The sequence below is a fragment of the Staphylococcus sp. HMSC055C03 genome (assembly GCF_001809385.1).
Lineage (GTDB): Bacteria > Bacillota > Bacilli > Staphylococcales > Staphylococcaceae > Staphylococcus > Staphylococcus simulans.
In genome coordinates this window covers 128,486-145,221 of sequence record NZ_KV797491.1, presented here as the reverse complement: position 1 = coordinate 145,221, position 16,736 = coordinate 128,486, and the positions used below count along the sequence as shown (strand labels likewise).

Sequence of the window (16,736 nt, the reverse complement as noted above, 5' to 3'; positions counted from 1 at the left end):
GTGGCAGCAGATTCTTATAAAAATGCCGGTGTGGATATTCATGCTGGATATGAAGCAGTTGAGCGAATGAAGAGCCATGTGCAACGTACAATGCGTAAAGAAGTACTAGGTGGACTAGGAGGATTCGGTGCAGCGTTTGATTTATCACAATTAAACATGCAAAAACCTGTCTTAGTTTCTGGTACAGACGGTGTAGGTACTAAGTTGAAACTTGCGATTGATCACAACAAACATGACACAATCGGTATCGATGCAGTGGCTATGTGTGTCAACGATATTTTAACAACAGGTGCAGAGCCGCTTTATTTCCTTGACTATATCGCAACAAACAAAGTTGTACCTGAAGTCATCGAACAAATTGTTAAAGGTGTCAGCGATGGTTGTGAAGAAACAAATACAGCTTTAATCGGCGGTGAAACTGCTGAAATGGGCGAAATGTACCACGAAGGTGAATACGATTTAGCTGGTTTCGCAGTGGGCGCAGTTGAAAAAGATGAATACATCGATGGTTCAACAGTTAAACCAGGACAAGTAATTATTGGTTTAGCTTCAAGCGGTATTCACTCTAACGGTTACAGCTTAGTACGTCATTTAATTAAAGAATCAGGTGTTGATTTAAATGCTGAATTCGATAATGGTCGTACGTATTTAGACACTTTCTTAGAACCGACTCGTTTATATGTTAAACCTGTATTAGCTGTGAAAGAACAAGTGAAATTGCATGCGATGACACATATCACAGGCGGCGGTTTCTATGAGAATATTCCACGTGCTTTACCTGAAGGTGTCACTGCTGAAATTGACGTTCAATCATTCAATACACCTAAAGTATTCGATTGGTTACAAGAAGCAGGCAAAATCGCAACTGAAGAGATGTACAATATCTTCAACATGGGTATTGGTTTCACATTAGTTGTAGATGAAGCGGACGCAGATAAAACATTAGATATCTTAAAAGGTCAAAATGTTGAAGCGTTCAAAATCGGTAAAATCGTTGAAGGTAAAGAAGAACCTATCGAGTTAACGGGGGTTAAAGCGTGACTAAAGTAGCCATCTTTGCGTCAGGTTCTGGCAGCAACTTTGAAAATATTGCACAACGAGTTCAAGACGGCAGATTAGATAATATTGAAATCACAGCGCTTTATGTTGATCACGACGATGCATTCGCGATTGAACGTGCAGAGAAATTAAACATTCCTGTCCATGTGACACTTCCTAAAACTTTTGATTCTAAAAGTGATTATGAACAACGTTTATTAGAATTGTTAAAAGAAGAAGAAGTGGAATGGATTATACTTGCAGGCTATATGCGTTTAATCGGTCCAGATTTATTGAATGCGTATGAAGGCCGTATTTTAAACATTCATCCGGCTTTATTACCGAAATACAAAGGCATTGACGCAATTGGTCAAGCCTTTGAAAGTGGAGATAAAGTGACAGGTTCTACTGTTCATTATGTAGACAGTGGCATGGATACAGGTGAAATCATTGAACAAAGTCAATGCGACATCTATCCAGATGATACAAAAGCACAACTAGAAGAACGTATTAAAAATTTAGAATATGAACTTTATCCTAGAGTCATCGCAAAAATTATTCGATAAGAGGGGCAATTTCTAACATGAAAAAAGTAATTTTAAGTGTATCAGACAAAACTGGCATTGTAGACTTCGCGAAGTCATTAGTTGAATTAGACTATGAGTTGTATTCTACAGGCGGCACAAAGCGTGCATTAGATGAAGCGGGTGTTCCTGTAAAATCAGTTTCTGATTTAACGAAATTTGATGAAATCATGGATGGCCGTGTAAAAACATTACACCCAGCAGTACATGGCGGTATTTTAGCTGATCGCGATAAACCTGAACATTTACAACAATTAAAAGAAAAAGGCATCGATCTTATCGACATGGTTGTCGTGAACCTTTATCCATTTAAAGAAACTGTCGCAAACCCTGACGTAACTGAAATGGATGCGATTGAAAACATTGATATCGGTGGTCCGACAATGTTACGTGCAGCTGCGAAAAACTTCAAGCATGTGACAACTGTGGTAGATCCTGCTGACTATGACGCAGTCATTGAACACCTTAAAAATAATACATTAGACGAAGCGTTCCGTAAATCATTAATGATTAAAGTATTTGAACATACAAATGATTACGATAATGCGATTGTGAATTTCTTCAAAGAAAATAAAGAACAATTACGTTATGGTGAAAACCCTCAACAAACTGCTTACTTTGTACGTACATCAGATGCGAACAATACGATTGCAGGCGCTAAACAATTACACGGGAAACAATTAAGCTTTAACAACATTAAAGATGCTGATGCGACATTAGCATTAGTTAAAAAATTCGAAGAACCAGCTGCAGTAGCGGTTAAACATATGAACCCATGTGGTGTTGGTGTTGGCGAATCAATTGAAGAAGCATATCAAAATGCGTATGAAGCAGATAGCCAATCTATCTTCGGCGGTATTGTTGCGGTTAACCGTCCAGTTTCAAAAGAACTTGCTGAAAAATTACATTCAATCTTCTTAGAAGTAGTGATTGCACCTTCATTTACAGATGAAGCGCTTGAAATCTTAACTCAAAAGAAAAACATTCGCTTATTAGAAGTAGATATGGCAGTGGATCACGATGAACAAGAATTTGTATCTGTATCAGGTGGCTATTTAGTTCAAGATAAAGATACAAAAACAATTTCACGTGATGACATGAAAGTTGTGACTAAAGTTGAACCGACAGAAGAACAATGGCAAGCAATGGAATTAGGTTGGAAAGTTGTAGCAGCTGTTAAAAGTAACGCTGTCATCTTAAGTAATGACCATCAAACTGTAGGTATCGGTGCAGGTCAAATGAACCGTGTCGGTTCTGCAGAAATTGCGATTGAACGTGCAATTGAAATTAATGACAATGTAGCATTAGTTTCAGATGGTTTCTTCCCAATGGATGACACAGTAGAATTAGCTGCAAAAGCAGGTATCAAAGCGATCATCCAACCAGGTGGTTCTATTAAAGACCAAGATTCTATTGATATGGCAGACAAACACGGCATTGCGATGGTAATGACTGGCGTACGTCACTTCAAACATTAATCATTCAGGAGGAAAATGCTAAAGATGAAAGTATTAGTAATCGGAGGCGGAGGACGTGAACATGTCCTTGCGCACAAATTAAATCAATCTGAACTTGTTGACCAAGTGTATGCAATTCCTGGAAATGCAGCAATGGAAACTGTCGCTGAAGTGCACGGTGAAATTGCTGAAACTGCACATGATGACATTGTAAAATTTGCGGTAGATCATGAAGTTGAATGGGCAGTCATCGGTCCAGAACAACCTTTAACTGAAGGGTTAGGCGACAAATTACGTGACGCAGGTGTTAAAGTTTTCGGTCCTGGTGCGAAAGCAGCACAAATTGAAGGTTCAAAATCATTTGCGAAACGTATTATGGAAAAATATGACATCCCAACTGCAGAATATGTAGAAGTGGATTCTAAATCTGATGCATTAAAATATGTAGAAGATTGCAAGATTCCTGTTGTCTTGAAAAAAGACGGTCTTGCCGCAGGTAAAGGTGTTATAATCGCGATGACACGTGATGAAGCGAAAGAAGCAGTCGAAACACTGTATCCTGAAGAACAAGGCAAAATTGTATTCGAAGAATTCTTAGAAGGCGAAGAATACTCTGTCATGACCTTTGTGAATGGCGATTATGCTGTACCTTTCGATACGATTGCACAAGACCATAAACGTGCGTATGATGACGATAAAGGACCAAATACAGGCGGTATGGGTGCGTATTGCCCAGTGCCTCATATTTCAGAAGATGTACTAAAACGTACAAATGATGAAATTGCGCAACCGGTTGCGAAAGCAATGCAAGAAGAAGGCTATCCATTCTTTGGCGTGCTTTATATTGGCGCAATCTTAACTGAAGAAGGTCCGAAAGTTATCGAGTTTAATGCACGTTTCGGAGATCCTGAAGCACAAGTGCTTTTAACACGTATGGAAAGCGACTTAATGCAGCACATTTTAGACCTAGAAGCACGTAAACCGATTGAATACAAATGGAAAGACGAAGCTGTTGTAGGCGTGATGTTAGCGTCTAAAGGCTATCCTGGCTCATATGAAAAAGGTGTGAAAGTCAGTGGCTTTGATTTAGATGGACTTACATTTGTCAGCGGTCTGAAAAAAGAAGGCGACGATTACGTTACTTCTGGCGGCCGTGTTATCTTAGTGATCGGTGAAGGCAAAACAGTTAAAGAAGCCAAAGCAAATGCTTATAAAAAAGCAGATGCCATTGATAGTGAAGGTTTATTCTATCGTCGTGACATCAGTGATAAAGCAATCAAACATGAAGCGTAATTTAAAAGAATAGATTCATACAAAAACAGCTGTACATTGTGTAATGGCTGTTTTTTGGTATGCAGAAAAATACTTGAATAAATTATTGTTAAGTCGTGTATCTTCTAATTATGAAATTGTAGGGACAAAATAAAAAAGCAAGGAAGCAGAACTTCCTTACTCTTCAGGCAATGATTTCGCCATATCAATATAAGCTTGTTTATATCCAGAAACGTAGCGAGAGCTGCGTCTCTTGAATAATTGATGGAAACGCCAAGAACGTTTACGGCTCTTAATGTAACGTTTTAAACGGCGCTTTTTATTTTTTAGTTTTGACATGGTTTCAATTTCTTTGACGGCTTGTTGATAGCCTTTTTCGTATGCATCATTGCGTTTTTTCATGAAATTTTGCCCCCAATCTTTCTGTGTGAATCTGATTATATCAATTATAACATGTATATGACTTTTGACTTAATTAAACGATAATATTTGTTAAATAAAAATAAGCAGTAAACGGTTGAATCGGTGACCGTTCACTGCTGGGAAAAATATGGATGAATGAAAATGTAAATATTGGTTGGGCTGCAGCTCGACAACCACAGCCCGATAAAAATTTTAAGAACTATAAATGCTTGTGTCAACCACGTACGTCAGTAATTCCTGTAATTGGTAAATAATGAGCTAACATTACAGAAATAATTAATATCGCCGCGAATAATAAGATAAATAAGATGTCGCGATAACTAAATGGTGCGTAGTAATAATACGTTCTTTTACCATCTTTAAATCCTTTTTTCTCCATAGCAACCGAAAGTTGATGTGCTTTTCGTATATTTTGACTTAACAACGGAATAATTAAATGTTTCACACGCTTGAAACCGCGATAATTTGATTTATCCACCATACGATAACGCATCTTCAATGATTTACGTAGTTGAATGAATGAACTGATAATCAACGGTACCATACGGATGGCAGCCATAAACGCATAGGCTACTTTTGGTTTTACACGCAAGTGCTGCATCAGGCTGTAGAAGATCATCACAATTTGAGACGTAAAGGCCATCACAATACCGAAGAATGTGACGGTATCCGTACGCATAGATAAATGCAGTCCTCTCACTAAACTTTCAGTTGTGATATGAATAAAGCCTAATTTAAATAGGGTATGTGTACCATCTCCGTAGAAAATCATAAAGAGTGCTGAGATAATACTGAATATCACAGTGTAAAGTACGAATAGGGCAGTGACCTTCAATTTCATACCGCCGAAAATCAGTAAGAATAAAAACATCAAAGCGGTTAGGTAAATCATCACATCAAAGTTGTGAATGAAAATCACAAAGAAGAATAAGAAAATACCTAAACCAAGTTTCGTGATAATATTAACTTCATCTACGAAGGTGAAATACTTTTTCCATGCTTCATACATTTGTTTCACCTTCCATTTCAAATAGCACATCTTCACATAACATGTGGTCACGTAATTCGATACGTTTTGTCGGATAACGTTCAATGATATGTGGGTCATGCGTAACCATAATAATCGTTTGACCTTGTGCAACACGCTGTTGGAAAAGATTTAATAAATTAAACGTGTTGTGACTGTCTAAACCAAATGTTGGTTCATCAAGTAAAATAATATCAGCACGTGAACTTAAAGCAGTCGCAACACTTAAACGTCGTTTTTGACCCATTGATAATTCGAAGGGATGTTGATCACGAACTGCTTCTAAATTCAATAATTCAATCAATTTTTCAGTTTCAGCTTTTGCGCTTTCGCCGCTGAAGTTGATGAAGATTTCCTCATAGACAGAATTCGTAATGAATTGCAGTTCTGGATTTTGATAAACCAGATACATATGCTGTGCTGCTTCTTTAATTTTATGAAGCGGTTGCCCATCATAAGACATCTCTCCGCGATATTTAATCAATTGCATCATAGACTCAAGTAAAGTGGTTTTACCCGCACCGTTTTTACCTGTGATGGTAATCCATTCACCATCGCCGATTGTGAGTTCAGGTACTTGAATGAGTGTTTTCTTACCACGTATGACTTCGCCATTTTCATATTTGAAGCGTGACGTTATGTCTTTATTTGGTAATAATTCAGCTTTAGGTGCATGGTCCCAAGCCTTTGGATGCCATACTCCATATTCAGTCAACAAGTCTTCGTGTTGGTGTAAAATCACTTGAGGCGTATCATCCGCGATGATTTCTCCTTGATGATTCATTAAAATAACACGATCCACATGTTCCCAAATGTGTTCCACTTTATGTTCTACAATCAAGACAGTTTGTTCTTGCCACATGTCTTTAATTTGATTCCATAAATCTTCTGTCGCATCCACATCTAACATGGCAGTCGGTTCATCCAAGAATAATGTATCTGCTTCTTGAAGCACTGTTTCAGCAATTGCTAATTTTTGTTTCATACCGCCGCTTAATTGTTGAACCGTTTGTTTAGGACCAACGTCTAAGTCGACCGATGCTAATGCTTGTTGAATTAAAGCGTCCATCTCTTTTCTCGGCACTTGTTTATTTTCTAACACAAATGCGAGTTCTTCATAAACCTTCGGCATACAAAATTGTGTGTCTGGGTCTTGGAAGATGACGCCGCAATTTAAATCGACTTCCAATGCGTCATATTTCATTGGAAGCTCGATTAGGTTCGGCACAATGCCGCTTAATACATTGAGTAAGGTACTTTTACCGCAGCCTGAAGGGCCGAGTAATAAGACCTTTTGTTTATCAGGTATTTCTATATCTAAACCATCAAATATTTTATCTGGTGCATTTGGATATTTAAGTCGTAAATTTTGAGCAAGTAACACGTTTATGTCTCCTTACAAATTGTCATAATCCTTTTTGGAAGCAGGGCGGAATAATTTTGTAACCCCAGTCTGATCCAGAGCTTTGACAAGATAATATGGGAAAATCCCAGCAAGTACAATCCCGCTGATACAACGGAAGAATACATATAAGAATAAGTTCCATCCAGCAACTTCACCTAAATAACCATAGTAGAAGTCGATAGGGAAAGTAACTAATGCGGCTGCTAAACCAGCGAGCACTGCTACCATTAATTTGCGTGATTTATAACGGAAAATCGCAAAAATAATTTCACACGCTAAACCTTGTAGTAAGCCGTAAACAATTGTCGCAATATCAAAGCGTCCCATAACAATTGTTTCCCCAGCACCAGCAGCGAATTCAGCTAACAGTGCAATACCGGCTTTCGGAATGATTAAGTAAGCAACAACAGCAGCTGCAAACCACATACCGTAAGATAATTCTTCTAAGTGTAAGCCAGTCACTTGCATGGCTTTATACACTAAGTTCCAAATGTTGTAAATGATAGCAAAGATAACTGCGATTAACACAGTAACTAAGATATCTGAAAGCTTAAGTCCTTTAGACATAATGTCAATTCCTCCTATATAAACAAAAAAACACGCAAACTTGTCTAGCAAGCAGCGTGAAAATAAGCATCAGAATACCCTGGTTCTACCCTGAAATCCTAAACCAGTTCATTCTTTACACTTTCCTACGCTAGTCTCAGCTAGATCAGGTTCGAAGGGTTTGAAGCTTTGTGCTTCATCTCAGTTCGAAACACCCCTAGTGTATTTCTTTATTAGATTTATACTAAATGTATGCTTTTTCATAGGTTCTGTCAAGGTGATTTTAGATTTAAGCCAGAGAGAACGGGTATGAAAAAGGCAAGTTCACATTAAGATTACGTTAAATTGTGTATTTAGGATTGAGCATAGCGTCTGAGTCTAATATACTACCATAGAATGATTTACTTTAATTTTTAAAGACACAATGGAATTGTTCATATATAATAACTATGAGGTGAAAAACATGTCGTATATAAAGAAGCACGCTGAAATCATTTATAGTTTGATTATTGGCATTGTTTCACTTTTCATTGGAATCATTGTATTACTCAATCTATCATTTATCCATAAACTTGCGAAGGGGAGCAAGGTTGACATACATATTAATAATGTGTGGGATTTCATCAATGCTTTCTTTGTTGAAATAATACGGATTATGAGTCAATTTATTGGTCATTTCCCAGTGGTCAGCGCCATCTTGATTATCTTGTTCGGTGTTGCATTGCTATGGATTGGCTATTTATTATTTATGACTACAAAATATGATTATGATATCTCAATTTTCTTCCTTATAATAGGAATCTTTTTCTTCCTCATCACAATCGTCTTTATGACACAAGTTTACGGCTTCTTTGCGATTGTATTCGTGGTTCCGTTTATTGTGCATATCGGATACATTGTGTACAAGGATGAGTTGAACAGTGCGCACCAAAAAGAGCACTATCTATGGATTATCTGTACGTACGGAATCAGTTATTTAATTTCTCAAATTTCGTTATATGGCAGAATCGAAAGTCATGAAATTGCGTTAATTGATATTTTAAGTGTCAATGCATTCTTCGTTGTCATGTGGTGTTTAGGTCAAATGTCTATTTGGAATTTCTTATTCCTTAGAAGATCATTACCGCTAACTAAAGCAGAATTAGGCGAAGAAATGTTGTGTTCACGTACAGACAAGAACGGCACAATTAGCCAAACGAAAGAACAGCTGCGTGAAATTCAAGAACGTACACAAGAATTGACATACAGAACACGCAGAAGTATTGATTTAGAGAAAATCAGAAGAAAACGAGATAGTTTCAAAAAAGCAGTTAAAGATAAAGTCAATCTGCAAGAAGACGATTTCCCAACTTGGATGCGTCGTCCAAAATGGATTAAACCGGGTATCGTTGAATTGATTTGCGGTGCGATTTTATTCCTATTTACCTTACTAGAATTAAACAACCGTAATGGCTTGTTTATGTCAGGTGATTGGGAATTATCACAAACATCATATGTAATCGAGTGGATCACACTCTTCTTATTGTTGCTTGTGATTATCGCTTATATCATTACAACATTGACGCATTTCTTACGCGGTAAATTGTATTATGCGCAGTTGTTTATGGTGAGTATTTTATTCTTTAAATTGTTGACAGAATTTGTCAATATTATGATTCATGGATTATTATTATCCATTTTTATTACACCGATTTTATTTATTATGCTTGTGGCGATTACGATTGCATTTATTATTCAATTACGTACGCCAGCTAAAGAAGAAACACACAAAAGCTGAGGGACTTAAGTTTCCTCGGCTTTTTTAATGGATTTGAGACGTTCTTTTTAGAAAGGAAGCGTCTGATACGTTAAGATAAAAGTAACTACACATAGAAGGCGGAATAATAATATGAAGACAGCAGTATTAAATAAAGGTAAAGAACAAAAGTATTTAAATCAGTATCCATTAGTGGATGAAGAAGATATTTATGAACATAGTCATTTAGAAGATGGTGATATTTTTCATATTGTGACTGATGATGGCCGATACATTGCGACAGCATACGTTGGGCGTCAACATAAAGGATTAGGTTGGGTCTTAAGCTATGATGCTGAAGAAGAAATTAATCAAGAATTTTTTGAAGCACTATTTGAAGAAGCTTTAGATTATCGTCAATACTACTTTGATATCGATGGTACAAATGCATTCAGATTGTTTAATGCAGAAGGAGATGGTGTCGGCGGTTTAACAATTGATTACTACGATCGTCATTTATTAATCCAATGGTATTCAAAAGGGATTTATAAGTTCAGAACTGATATTTTAGAAGCTGTTCAAGCTGTTTTTCCTTATACTTCAATTTTTGAGAAGACACGTTTTAAAGACAGTGAAGTATCTAGTGGTTTCGTAACAGGGGAAGCACCGGAATTCCCAATTGTTATTGAAGAAAACTTTACGTTCTATAATGTTGATTTAGATGATGGACCGATACAGGAATTTTCTTAGACCAAAAAGAAGTGCGTAAAAAATTACGTGATGTTTATGCACCTGACCGCAGTGTTTTGAATTTATTTAGTTATACAGGGGCATTCTCTGTCATTGCAGCACAAACAGCAGCAGAAACGACTAGTGTCGACCTTGCAAATCGTTCTAGAGGTTTGACAGAGGAGAATTTTGGGGTAAATGGTATTGACCCGAAAACACAATATATTTATGTCATGGATACGTTTGACTTCTATCATTATGCGGCAAGACACAATAAGGCTTATGACACGATTGTTATTGATCCGCCAAGTTTTGCGCGTAATAAAAAGAAAGTCTTTACGGTTCAAAAAGACTATCATAAGTTGATTGAAGAAGCTTTACCTGTTTTAAATGATGGAGGTACTTTAATTTTAAGTACAAACTCAAGTGCGTTAACTTCAAAAGCGTTTAAAAACATGATTAAGAGAACGCTTGATGCACAAGATGTAGATTTTGAAATTTTAGAAGCAATGGGACTTCCGAAAGATTTTAAAACACATCCGCACTATAAACCATCAAAATATTTAAAAGTAGTCTTTGTTCGGGTATCAGAAAAAGTGGAAGAAGTAATAATCGAGGAGGACTATTATGGGGATTAAAGATAAATTCATAAAAAAATCTACAGACAAAATTGGAAATAAAATGTTGAAAATTGATCCGGTCGTAGGTAAAGGGCGTTTACCGAAGAATAAAAAGGATTTAGCAAAAAGACGTGAACGCGCTGAAGAATTAGTAAGAAAGAAAGCATTATTGTCATCTTCAGCAAGTGTCATTCCGATTCCAGGATTAGATTTTGGGGTCGATTTAAAGCTGATGAAAGATATTATAGAAGATATTAATAAAATTTACGGTTTAGATCATAAAGAAGTGAACCGTATGAGTGATGATTTAAAAGAACGTGTATTAGTCGCAGCATCAATCCAAGGCAGTCAATTCATCGGACGTACGGTTTCAAAAGGTATCTTGAAAATGGTCGTTAAAGATGTTGCTAAACGTACAGCTGCGAAACAAACAAGATGGTTCCCGGTTGTCGGTCAAGCGATCGCAGCATCAATCAGTTATTATTTCATGAAAAAATTAGGTGACGAGCACATCGATAAATGTGAAAACGTTGCCAAAAAATTAATTTAAAACCGAGTTGTCAATTAAATTGTGCATATTTTCACAAAAACGCTAAATTCATTGCCCTGTATGGATTAAACAAATTGAATTTAGCGTCATATTTTGGTAATGTTAAGGTGTAATAATGTTCAGGTGAGTCACTCACCAATTAATGGATGCGAAGGAGAAAGATTATTATGGAACAACAATCATACACTATCATCGACGAAACAGGTATTCATGCTCGTCCAGCTACAATGCTTGTACAAACAGCTTCAAAATTTGATTCAGATATTCAACTTGAATATAACGGTAAAAAAGTCAACTTAAAATCAATTATGGGTGTTATGAGCTTAGGCGTAGGTAAAGATGCTGACATTACTATCTATGCTGACGGAAGCGACGAAGCTGATGCAATTCAAGCTATCACTGACGTTTTATCTAAAGAAGGTTTAACTAACTAATATGACTAAAAATATTAGAGGGATTGCGGCATCTGATGGTGTCGCAATCGCAAAAGCCTATCTATTAGTAGAACCTGACCTATCGTTTGATAACGGAACAGTGACTGATACAGAGGCTGAAGTTGCTAAATTTAACGGCGCACTTAACACATCAAAAGTTGAATTGACTAAAATCAGAAACAATGCCGAACAACAATTAGGCGCAGATAAAGCGGCTATCTTCGATGCACATTTATTAGTGCTTGAAGATCCAGAACTTATCCAACCTATTGAAGAAAAAATTAAAAATGAAAACGTTAATGCTGCTCAAGCGTTAACAGATGTTTCAAATCAATTTATCACAATATTTGAATCAATGGACAACGAATACATGGCAGAACGTGCAGCGGATATTCGCGACGTTTCTAAACGTGTATTAGCACACATCTTAGGTGTGGATTTACCAAACCCAAGTATCATTGATGAAAGTGTCGTTATTATCGGGAATGACTTGACACCTTCAGATACTGCACAGTTGAACAAACAATATGTGCAAGGATTTGTGACAAACATTGGAGGCAGAACATCTCACTCTGCAATTATGAGCCGTTCTTTAGAAATCCCAGCAGTCGTTGGTACTAAAACGATTACTGAGGAAGTTGAAGCGGGCGACATCATTATTGTTGATGGTATGACAGGTGATGTTATTGTTAACCCAAGTGACGAAGTTGTAGCACAATATCAAGAAAAACGTGATAACTTCTTCAAAGATAAACAAGAATTACAAAAATTACGTGATGCTGAATCTGTAACAGAAGATGGTCATCATGTAGAATTAGCTGCAAACATCGGTACACCAAACGATTTACCTGGTGTAGTTGAAAATGGTGCAGAAGGTATCGGATTATACCGTACTGAGTTCCTATATATGGGTAGAGATCAAATGCCGACTGAAGACGAACAATTTGAGGCATACAAAGCAGTTCTTGAAGCAATGAAAGGCAAACGTGTGGTTGTTCGTACATTAGATATCGGTGGAGACAAAGAATTACCTTATTTAGACTTACCTGAAGAAATGAACCCATTCTTAGGTTATCGTGCAATCCGCTTGTGCTTAGCACAACCAGAAATTTTCCGTCCGCAATTACGCGCGTTATTACGTGCTTCAGTATACGGAAAATTAAACATTATGTTCCCAATGGTTGCGACAATTCAAGAATTCCGTGATGCGAAAGCATTATTAGAAGAAGAACGTCAAAACCTTAAAAATGAAGGTGTTGAAGTTTCAGATGATATCGAAGTCGGTATCATGGTTGAAATTCCATCGACAGCAGCACTTGCTGATGTCTTTGCGAAAGAAGTAGACTTCTTCAGTATCGGAACAAATGACTTAATCCAATATACAATGGCAGCTGACCGTATGTCAGAACGTGTGTCTTATTTATACCAACCATATAACCCAGCTATTTTACGCTTGGTACAACGTGTTATCGAAGCGTCTCATGCTGAAGGTAAATGGACAGGTATGTGCGGCGAAATGGCCGGAGACCAAACTGCAATTCCATTATTGTTAGGTCTTGGATTAGATGAGTTCTCTATGAGTGCAACTTCAATCCTTAAAGCACGTCGTTTAATCAGAAACTTAAGCGAAGCGCAAATGAAAGACTTAGCAGCGAAAGCAGTGAACTGTGCAACATCAGAAGAAGTTGTTGCTTTAGTAGAAGACTATACGAAACATGCATAATCATTGATAAAATATTAATAAAAACCGTGATGAAATGAATGTCCAATTCATTTTCATCGCGGTTTTATTAGTGTACAAACATTTACTTATTATTCGAGTAATGTAATCAACTTACAAAGAATTTAATTGCGAGGTATATACTGTGTGTTTTACAAATTTGTGACAAAGATTTAAATTCTGTATAAATATTATGAAAATCTTGATTAGAATAATTGTAAACTAGCATATGAGAGCGTAACATATAAGGTACTGTGTCTATGAACGCAGATTACAGCATAATTGTTTGAATCATTTACCTTAAAGGTAATTTAAAATAGAGTGCATTCATTTTTAAGTCAGTCTTTATCGATATCGAGTAATGTGTTGATTTTATCTATGTCCACTTGATACATAGGTGTGTCACCGATTAAGATAAATGGCGTTGAAAATGCATCGAAATCTATCATTTCATTGCGGTATTGTGAGTTTGAAATATTTTTCTCAGTGTATGCAATGTGATGATGATCGAGATAATTTTTCACAAACTGACAAGGTGGACAGTCGTTTTGTGTATAAATGACTACATTCGGCATGTTTTATCTTCCTTTACATTTTATTGATGTGTTTACTGTATTAAAGGAACGATTAAAAATCAAGCCAATCGCCTATATTTGAATGTTCCAAGTTTTTTTGGATTTTGTGTAAACAATTTCCTCCACATTTCATCTGAGACGTTGCGGGCATTAGACAGTAACAAAAATATAGAGAAAAACAGGGTGATATTATGGAAGCAGTAGAACTGAGCAGATTTTTAACTGCCATGACCTTAGCTGTGCATATTATCTTCGCGACTATCGGTGTGGGGATGCCGCTTATGTTCGCAATTGCTGAATTTCTTGGTGTTAAAAGAAATGACGCAAAATATATTACATTAGCTAAGAGATGGGCCAAAGGTTATGCGGTAACTGTTGCGGTAGGGGTTGTAACAGGTACGATTATCGAGTTGCAGCTGTCATTGCTTTGGCCACAATTTATGAAGATTGCAGGACACGTGATTGCCTTGCCATTATTCATGGAAGTCTTCGCATTCTTCTTTGAAGCAATTTTCCTTAGTATTTATTTCTACACTTGGGAACGATTCAAAAACAAATGGACACATTTGATTATGAGTATTCCAGTGGTATTAGGCGGTACATTATCTGCCTTCTTCATCACATCAGTGAACTCATTTATGAATACGCCTGAAGGTTTCCAATTGAAAAACGGCAAAATGATTCATGTTGATCCAGTAGCAGCAATGTTCAACTCATCATTTGGTGTCAGAGCCTTCCACGTAATTACTACAGCAATTATGACAATGGCCTTTATTTTAGCGGCGATTGCAGCATTTAAATTATTGAAAAATAAATTTGAAAAAGACAGAGAATATCATAAGAAAGCATTGAAACTGACTATGATTGTCGGTTTAGTCTTTACACTAGGTTCTATGCTTGCTGGGGACTTATCAGCGAAGTTCTTACACAATGAACAACCTGAAAAACTAGCAGCATATGAATGGCATTATGATACTGAAAAACGTGCAGACTTAGTTCTGTTTGGTGTACTAGATGAGAAAAATCAAGAAGTGCATGGTGCGATTAAAATTCCAGCATTACTCAGCTTCTTATCTGACAACAATATCAATACAGAAGTTGAAGGATTAAATGAATTCCCTAAAAATGAACAGCCGCCGTTAATTGTCCATTACTTCTTTGACTTAATGGTGACAAGCGGTATCTTCTGTTTCGTTGTTTCAGGTATTTATGTCTTAACACGACTAGTTAAGAAATGGCATAAGTTCTCAACACACAAAATATTGCTGTATGGCATATTATTAACAGGTCCTGCAGCTATGCTTGCGATTGAGTTCGGATGGTTCCTAACAGAAATGGGCCGTCAACCTTGGATTTTAAGAGGTTACATGAGAGTGTCTGAAGCAGCTACACATGCAGGCGGTTTACCAGGTGTTACCATCGCATTTGGTGTCGTATACTTCATCATCTTATTCACTGCAGCATATGTATTAATCCGTATGTTCAAGAATAACCCGCCATATAAAGATGTGGAAAAATTAGAAGAGAGCCGAGGTGAAGCATCATGAGTATTACAGCATTTGGAATGATCGTTTTGTATCTGTTCTTATTCTTGTATATCGTTATTGCTTCAATTGACTTTGGTGCAGGTATCTTCATTTTACAATCGAAATTAAGAGGTACTGAAAGCACATTAGTACCGATTATCGGTCGTTATCTGAACCCGATTTGGGAAGTCACAAACGTATTCTTAGTATTCTTTACCGTAGGAATTGTCGGTTTCTTCCCAGATTTCGCGTACTATTATGGTTCGGTTCTGTTAGTGCCAGGATCTATCGCTTTAATCTTACTTACGATTCGCGGTAGTTTCTATGCATTCCAAAACTATGGACCAGATTCGAAATTCTCTTGGCTCGTCTTGCATAGTGTATCTGGATTATTCATTCCGGCTGCATTAAGTATGGGACTTGTTATCTCAGAAGGCGGCTATATTCATAAAACAAGCTCAGGTACAGGTGTCGATTTAAATTGGTTAGATTTATTCTTTAGTCCATTTGCGTGGGCAGTTGTATTCTTAGCTTTAGTTTCAGTAATGTATATTTCATCAGGATTCCTTGCGTATTATGCGCGTAAAGCAGAAAACATGAAGGCCTATAATATTATTCGTATGTGGTTTGTTTTCTGGGGTCCTCCGATGGCTTTAGTATCATTATTTACTTTCATCACATTACGCAGTCAAAACAAGCAACACTTTGATGTTGCGGTTAATCAATACTGGTGGTTATTCTTAATCAGTATATTATGCTTGTTAGCAGCTTGGATTTTATCTATAATGAAAAAATCACCGGGAACAGCATTTATGTTAGTTGTGATTCAAATGGCTACAGCCGTGACAGGTTATGGTTTAAGTAAATGGCCATACATCTTGTATCCATATATCAATGGAGACATTCACAAAACAGATGACCCGATGGCATGGGCCTTAACCATTGCGGCGGTCGTTGGATTATTGATGCTTGTTCCATCACTGATTTTCTTAATGAGATTATTCATCTTCAACAAAGATTATGTTGAAGGTAAGAATGATGAAGGTTATTATTAATATTAAGTCTAAGGTGAGGCGAGGCACAATCATAGGTTGT

15 protein-coding genes, 1 pseudogene and 1 riboswitch are annotated in these 16,736 nt (G+C 36.9%); of the genes and pseudogenes, 11 read left to right on the top strand and 5 right to left on the bottom strand.

Annotated elements, in window-relative coordinates; genetic code table 11:
• From purM to purD, 4 genes are read left to right on the top strand one after another with little or no spacing between them, the layout of a single operon-like run.
• Positions 1-1,041, top strand: coding sequence for a phosphoribosylformylglycinamidine cyclo-ligase (gene purM, locus HMPREF2603_RS06065; RefSeq protein ID WP_060803898.1), 1,041 nt, complete (start codon positions 1-3; stop codon positions 1,039-1,041).
• Positions 1,038-1,604 carry a phosphoribosylglycinamide formyltransferase gene (gene purN / locus HMPREF2603_RS06060; RefSeq protein WP_023015953.1) on the top strand — a complete coding sequence of 189 codons (567 nt, stop codon included), beginning with the start codon at positions 1,038-1,040 and terminating at the stop codon, positions 1,602-1,604. The genes purM and purN overlap by 4 nt, the downstream gene beginning before the upstream one ends.
• 17 nt (positions 1,605-1,621) lie before the next feature.
• Entirely contained in the window at positions 1,622-3,100 is a 1,479-nt protein-coding gene (gene purH / locus HMPREF2603_RS06055; RefSeq protein ID WP_060803899.1) for a bifunctional phosphoribosylaminoimidazolecarboxamide formyltransferase/IMP cyclohydrolase, read from the top strand.
• A 24-nt stretch (positions 3,101-3,124) separates the two neighbouring features.
• A complete protein-coding gene (purD, locus tag HMPREF2603_RS06050; RefSeq protein WP_060803900.1) occupies positions 3,125-4,372 on the top strand; it encodes a phosphoribosylamine--glycine ligase in 1,248 nt (415 codons plus the stop codon).
• Between the two features lie 156 nt (positions 4,373-4,528).
• On the opposite strand, the gene HMPREF2603_RS06045 is transcribed toward purD, so the two are convergent.
• The 4 genes from HMPREF2603_RS06045 to HMPREF2603_RS06030 all read right to left on the bottom strand — a co-directional run bounded on the left by HMPREF2603_RS06045 (position 4,529) and on the right by HMPREF2603_RS06030 (position 7,773).
• Positions 4,529-4,753 (bottom strand): hypothetical protein, encoded by a 225-nt coding sequence (locus HMPREF2603_RS06045; RefSeq protein ID WP_002480505.1) that lies wholly within the window; start codon positions 4,751-4,753, stop codon positions 4,529-4,531.
• A 235-nt stretch (positions 4,754-4,988) separates the two neighbouring features.
• Positions 4,989-5,783 (bottom strand): energy-coupling factor transporter transmembrane component T family protein, encoded by a 795-nt coding sequence (locus HMPREF2603_RS06040; RefSeq protein WP_002480506.1) that lies wholly within the window; start codon positions 5,781-5,783, stop codon positions 4,989-4,991.
• On the bottom strand, positions 5,776-7,185 hold the full coding sequence (locus tag HMPREF2603_RS06035; RefSeq protein WP_060803901.1) for an ABC transporter ATP-binding protein: 1,410 nt from the start codon (positions 7,183-7,185) through the stop codon (positions 5,776-5,778). The genes HMPREF2603_RS06040 and HMPREF2603_RS06035 overlap by 8 nt, the downstream gene beginning before the upstream one ends.
• Before the next feature lie 12 nt (positions 7,186-7,197).
• Complete coding sequence (locus HMPREF2603_RS06030) at positions 7,198-7,773, bottom strand: ECF transporter S component (RefSeq protein WP_002480508.1); 576 nt, start codon at positions 7,771-7,773, stop codon at positions 7,198-7,200.
• A gap of 105 nt (positions 7,774-7,878) precedes the next feature.
• Positions 7,879-7,981, bottom strand: a riboswitch (TPP riboswitch).
• A 234-nt stretch (positions 7,982-8,215) separates the two neighbouring features.
• Between HMPREF2603_RS06030 and auxA the strand changes: the two genes are divergently transcribed.
• The 5 genes and pseudogenes from auxA (at position 8,216) to ptsP (ending at position 13,543) form a co-directional block, all read left to right on the top strand.
• Positions 8,216-9,529 (top strand): lipoteichoic acid stability factor AuxA, encoded by a 1,314-nt coding sequence (gene auxA, locus HMPREF2603_RS06025; protein WP_060803902.1) that lies wholly within the window; start codon positions 8,216-8,218, stop codon positions 9,527-9,529.
• Positions 9,530-9,640: 111 nt separating this feature from the next.
• Positions 9,641-10,854 (top strand): annotated as a pseudogene (locus tag HMPREF2603_RS06020) (class I SAM-dependent rRNA methyltransferase).
• On the top strand, positions 10,844-11,386 hold the full coding sequence (locus HMPREF2603_RS06015; RefSeq protein ID WP_002480511.1) for a hypothetical protein: 543 nt from the start codon (positions 10,844-10,846) through the stop codon (positions 11,384-11,386). The pseudogene HMPREF2603_RS06020 and the gene HMPREF2603_RS06015 overlap by 11 nt, the downstream one beginning before the upstream one ends.
• Positions 11,387-11,553: 167 nt before the next feature.
• On the top strand, positions 11,554-11,820 hold the full coding sequence (locus tag HMPREF2603_RS06010) for a phosphocarrier protein HPr (protein ID WP_002480512.1): 267 nt from the start codon (positions 11,554-11,556) through the stop codon (positions 11,818-11,820).
• A 1-nt stretch (position 11,821) separates the two neighbouring features.
• A complete protein-coding gene (gene ptsP / locus HMPREF2603_RS06005) occupies positions 11,822-13,543 on the top strand; it encodes a phosphoenolpyruvate--protein phosphotransferase (RefSeq protein WP_023015945.1) in 1,722 nt (573 codons plus the stop codon).
• Positions 13,544-13,878: 335 nt separating this feature from the next.
• Here ptsP and HMPREF2603_RS06000 read toward each other — a convergent pair whose 3' ends face one another.
• A complete protein-coding gene (locus tag HMPREF2603_RS06000) occupies positions 13,879-14,115 on the bottom strand; it encodes a glutaredoxin family protein (protein WP_002480514.1) in 237 nt (78 codons plus the stop codon).
• Positions 14,116-14,306: 191 nt separating this feature from the next.
• Here HMPREF2603_RS06000 and HMPREF2603_RS05995 point away from each other — a divergent pair, with 191 nt between their 5' ends.
• Together HMPREF2603_RS05995 and HMPREF2603_RS05990 are read left to right on the top strand one after the other, a co-directional pair.
• The gene (locus tag HMPREF2603_RS05995) at positions 14,307-15,662 is read left to right on the top strand and encodes a cytochrome ubiquinol oxidase subunit I (protein WP_060803905.1); all 1,356 of its coding nucleotides are present in this window, start codon (positions 14,307-14,309) and stop codon (positions 15,660-15,662) included.
• Positions 15,659-16,696, top strand: a complete 1,038-nt coding sequence (locus HMPREF2603_RS05990) for a cytochrome d ubiquinol oxidase subunit II (RefSeq protein WP_002480516.1) — start codon at positions 15,659-15,661, stop codon at positions 16,694-16,696. Before HMPREF2603_RS05995 ends, HMPREF2603_RS05990 begins: the two co-directional genes overlap by 4 nt.
• Positions 16,697-16,736: the final 40 nt, after the last annotated feature.